Consider the following 3988-nt stretch of genomic DNA (forward strand, 5'->3'; position numbering starts at 1 on the left):
AAATGAGCCGGCTCCTCAATCCGTTGCCGGACCAGTGCTTCGGCAGCGCATTGAGCGCTGAGAGCGGTAAGCGCAGATGAACCGGCAGGCCGCCAAGCAAGCGCCGCCCCGATTCTGGTGGTTGGCAGGAGCATCGGCGGCTGTCGTCATCGGTTTTGCCGTCTTCGCCAGCGGATCGGTTCGCAGCAACAGTCTGCGAGAAACCACGCTTGTGCAGGCGATCGGCGGCGACCCTCAACGAGCCGTCCCGGCCATGATCCGCAACGGCTGTGGCGGATGTCACGAAATCCCGGGGGTGCCCGGCGCCCGTGGTACCGTCGGTCCCTCCCTGCAGGGCGTCGTCGAAAGAGGATATATCGGGGCATCGCGAGCCAGCCCGGATGCGATGATGCGCTGGATCAGCAGAGCGCGGGACGTAGACCCGAACACGGCCATGCCCAATACAAATCTGTCGCCTCAAGAGGCGCGCGACATCACCGCCTATCTCTATGCGCGGACATGAGGCGCACTGAACTGGTCCGACGGCGCAGGCGCCTTGCCAGCAGAAGCAGCAGCCCAAGCATCAACACGGCGGCGCACGCCACAAGTGATTGAGCCGCCAGAACCATGATTGTCTGGCCTGTTGTCGAGCCGGCCCGCATCTGGCGTATATCGGCCGCGGTAACGCTGACGTCGGGATTTCCGAACCGAGTGGTGACGTAATTTGCAAGGGCTGCCACCTGGCCATCGTCCAGCCAGCCGCCGAAGGCCGCCATCGATTTACGCCCCGCCACGTCGCCAGCTTTGACGCCTTCAAGGATGGTCATGGCGACATCCTCGGGCGTGGCCGCGCCGGGGGTGCTGTTGCGGGTCAAGGACGGATAGGATCCGTCTGACGATCCGCCTCCGTTCGCCCCATGGCACGTCGAACAGAGCGATCGATAGAGATCATCGCCGGCTGCGGTCCCGCTGCCTTGCGTCATCCCTTCGGTTCCAGCATCGCCGTCGACCGTGGCCGCGTTACCCCATGAGAAACGCGGCTGCTTTTCGTCTCCCGATTGGGCGGGCACGTCCCTGAGATAAGCGACGATGGCCTGGATATCGTCATCGGAAAGATGTTGCAGGCTGTTCATGACCGTTTCCGCCATCGGCCCGCCGGCATAAGCCTTCCCGGGCACTGCGCCGGTTTTGAGAAATCGAGACAGCTCTTCGTTGCTCCAGTCGCCGACGCCTGCGATCTTGTCGCTGGTAATGTTGAAGGCCTGCCAGATGCCGGCGGTGCCGCCGGCAAGCTTGTGGTCTTCATCCATGCCGAACGTCGCATTCCTTGGCGTGTGGCAGGCACCGCAGTGGCCGAGCACCTCGACCAGGTAGGCTCCCCTGTTCCATGCGGCGGTCCGGTTCCGATCGGGCGTGAAACTGCCGGTATGCAGGTTCGCGAGCTTCCACAGCGCAACTGTCCAGCGCTGGTTGAATGGAAAAGGCAGGATGTTTCGCGGCTGCGGCTGCGAGATCGGCGGCTGCGCCAGGAGGTAGGTCCGGATCGCAAGCACGTCCTCGCGGCTCATCGCGGCGAAGCTGTCATAGGGCATGGCGGGATAGAGATCGGCTCCGTCGCGCCTGATACCTTTCCGCACGGCCCGCACGAACTCGTCCGCGGAGTAGCGTCCAATGCCCGTGTCAGGATCAGGTGTGATGTTGGTCGAGTATACGTCGCCGAAGGGTGTCGGCACGCGATAGCCTCCAGCGAACGGGCGGCTCGGATTGGACGTGTGGCAGCCGATGCAGTCGGCCGCTCGGGTAAGGTATTCACCCTTCTGGATTTCGCTCGCCCGCAGCTCAGTGCAAAGCGCCAACGATGCCAAGACCAGCGCGACCGCCCGGGAGGTGACGGCCGGGAATGGAATGCCCGCGCCAGGCCAAGGCGCGCACCGGCGGACGGCCAATCTCCGGGTCTTTGACCTCGTCACAGTTCGCACCCGCTGAAGATCAGCCCTGCCATCAGCTGCGCCAGCAAGATGAGCGTGAACAGCGCCCCGATGCCCACGGAAGTCCTGGCAAGGAATGCGCGCGTGCGCGCCTTCCGGGGCGGAACCGTACCATGTCCGCGGTCATGAACGGCGTGCCACGACAGCAGCGCGCCTGCCAGGGCGACCGCGGCGCCTGTCAACGAGAACAAGGCAGTGGGACGAAAGCCGGCATGGCATTGCCAGGATGCAATCGAATAATCGAGCTGCAGCGTTATTGCCCACGCAACTGGTCCGCTGACCAGGCCTGCCCAGGAAACGCCGGTACGGATCGCCTGCATCTCACATCCTCGGAGCCCAATAGATAACAAGATAGAGCACGACCCATGAGACGACGACGAAGTCCCAGTAGAAGGCGTTGTCCGAGACGTCGCTGAAGCGGCGGCCTGCCTTGCCTTTTTGCGTGAACATGAGAACCGCCAGGACGATCGTGTCGCCGACATCGGTAAGGAGATGCGTCGTATGCAGCCCGAGCAGGAACCAGACGATCGATCCGTAAGCGTTCTGATCCCAGGAAATCCGCAGAGCCGGAAATTCCCAGATGCGAACGATCAGCGGAAGAATGCCGACGATCGACATGACGACCATGCCAAGGCGAACTTTCGCCAGGTCCTGGCGACGTGCCCAAACTTCGATCATGTGGTTGGGCACGACGCTCGCAACCAGAATAACCAGTACTGCCGTCCCCGGCAGCAGATCTGGCGCAGGGGCCCCAATGGGCCAATGCCGGGCCAGCACGGCCAGATAGAAGTAAGTGCCTATCGCCAAGGCAAAACCGGTTGCCTCGAGGGCAATGAAGGCAAGGGTTCCCCACCACATCGGGCTCGCTGACCCGAAATCGTATGTGGGCAGGTGACTGACGTCGGCGACGGGGCGGTGCCTCATTCCTCGTCCTCCGGTTCGCCTTTCGGCCAGAACCAGCAGATGAAGCCGATCGAAACCGGGATCGCTCCCCAGACCACCGCCCACGGCGTGTATATCGAACCGAGAAATGCGCCGCCGACTGCGATGGCCGACAGCAACGGCCAGATCGAGTTGTCAGCCGATGGTACCCTTACTTGCGGCATCGCATCGGCGACCGTGCCGGCGAGCACCTCGCGGGCGTCGACACGCAGACCTTCGACCACTGGGAGCACATCGGGCTCGGCCCAAAGCGGTTCGCGGTGAGTTACCACGGGCAGCCGCGAAAAATCGTAGGAGGGCGGCGGCGACGTCGTCGCCCATTCGAGCGTGCTCGCGCCCCAGGGATTGTCTCCTGCAATGCGGCCGTTGCGGAGGCTGAGAAAGAGATTCAGGAAGAAAAGCGCGAAGCCCGCGAACACCACCAGCGAAGAGAGGCTGATGAAGAGGTTCATCTCTCCCCAGCCGCTCGCCGGCGGATACGTATAAACGCGGCGCGGCATGCCTTGCAGACCGAGAATATGCATGGGGAAGAAGGTGAGATTGAACCCGAGGAAGACCAGCCAGAAATTCCAGCGGCCGAGCCTCTCGGACAGCATGCGTCCGGTGATCTTGGGAAACCAGTAATAAACGGCGCCGAGCAGGGGGAAGACGGCGCCCCCGACCAGCACATAATGGAAATGGGCAACCACGAAATAGGTGTCGTGCACCTGCAGGTCGAGCGGCACCGAGGCGACCATGACGCCGGTCAGGCCGCCGATCACAAAGGTGAAGATGAAGCCGAGAACGAAAAGCATGGGCGTGGCGAAGATCGGCCGGCCGCCCCAGATCGTCGCAATCCAGCAGAAGATCTGAACGCCGCTCGGAATGGCGATCATCATCGAGGAAGCGGTGAAGAAGCTCTCGCCGAGTTGCGGCAGGCCGGTAGCGAACATGTGGTGCACCCACAGGCCGAAGGAAAGAAAACCGATCGCGATCAACGACAGCACGATCCCGAGATAGCCGAACACCGGGCGGCGAACGAAGGTCGGCAGGATCGCGGAAACGAAGCCGGTCGCCGGAATGAAGATGATATAGACCTG

5 protein-coding genes are annotated in these 3988 nt (G+C 62.7%); 1 reads left to right on the forward strand and 4 read right to left on the reverse strand.

Going from position 1 to position 3988, the window contains the following annotated elements:
- Window positions 1-76 precede the first annotated feature (76 nt).
- A complete protein-coding gene (locus EN991_RS26295) occupies window positions 77-502 on the forward strand; it encodes a c-type cytochrome (protein WP_013533225.1) in 426 nt (141 codons plus the stop codon).
- Here the strand turns inward: EN991_RS26295 and EN991_RS26300 are convergent.
- The 4 genes from EN991_RS26300 to EN991_RS26315 all read right to left on the reverse strand — a co-directional run.
- Complete coding sequence (locus tag EN991_RS26300; protein WP_164769375.1) at window positions 474-1712, reverse strand: cytochrome c; 1239 nt, start codon at window positions 1710-1712, stop codon at window positions 474-476. The genes EN991_RS26295 and EN991_RS26300 overlap by 29 nt on opposite strands.
- Before the next feature lie 233 nt (window positions 1713-1945).
- Complete coding sequence (locus tag EN991_RS26305) at window positions 1946-2287, reverse strand: hypothetical protein (protein WP_127369860.1); 342 nt, start codon at window positions 2285-2287, stop codon at window positions 1946-1948.
- Window position 2288: 1 nt separating this feature from the next.
- A complete protein-coding gene (locus EN991_RS26310; RefSeq protein ID WP_013533222.1) occupies window positions 2289-2891 on the reverse strand; it encodes a cytochrome c oxidase subunit 3 in 603 nt (200 codons plus the stop codon).
- Window positions 2888-3988, reverse strand: a 1101-nt coding sequence (locus EN991_RS26315; RefSeq protein ID WP_206519251.1) for a cbb3-type cytochrome c oxidase subunit I, incomplete at its 5' end; no start/stop codon positions are given. The genes EN991_RS26310 and EN991_RS26315, both read right to left, overlap by 4 nt.

Source organism: Mesorhizobium sp. M7A.F.Ca.US.005.03.2.1, from assembly GCF_003997795.1.
In the GTDB taxonomy this organism is placed as follows: Bacteria; Pseudomonadota; Alphaproteobacteria; order Rhizobiales; family Rhizobiaceae; genus Mesorhizobium; species Mesorhizobium ciceri.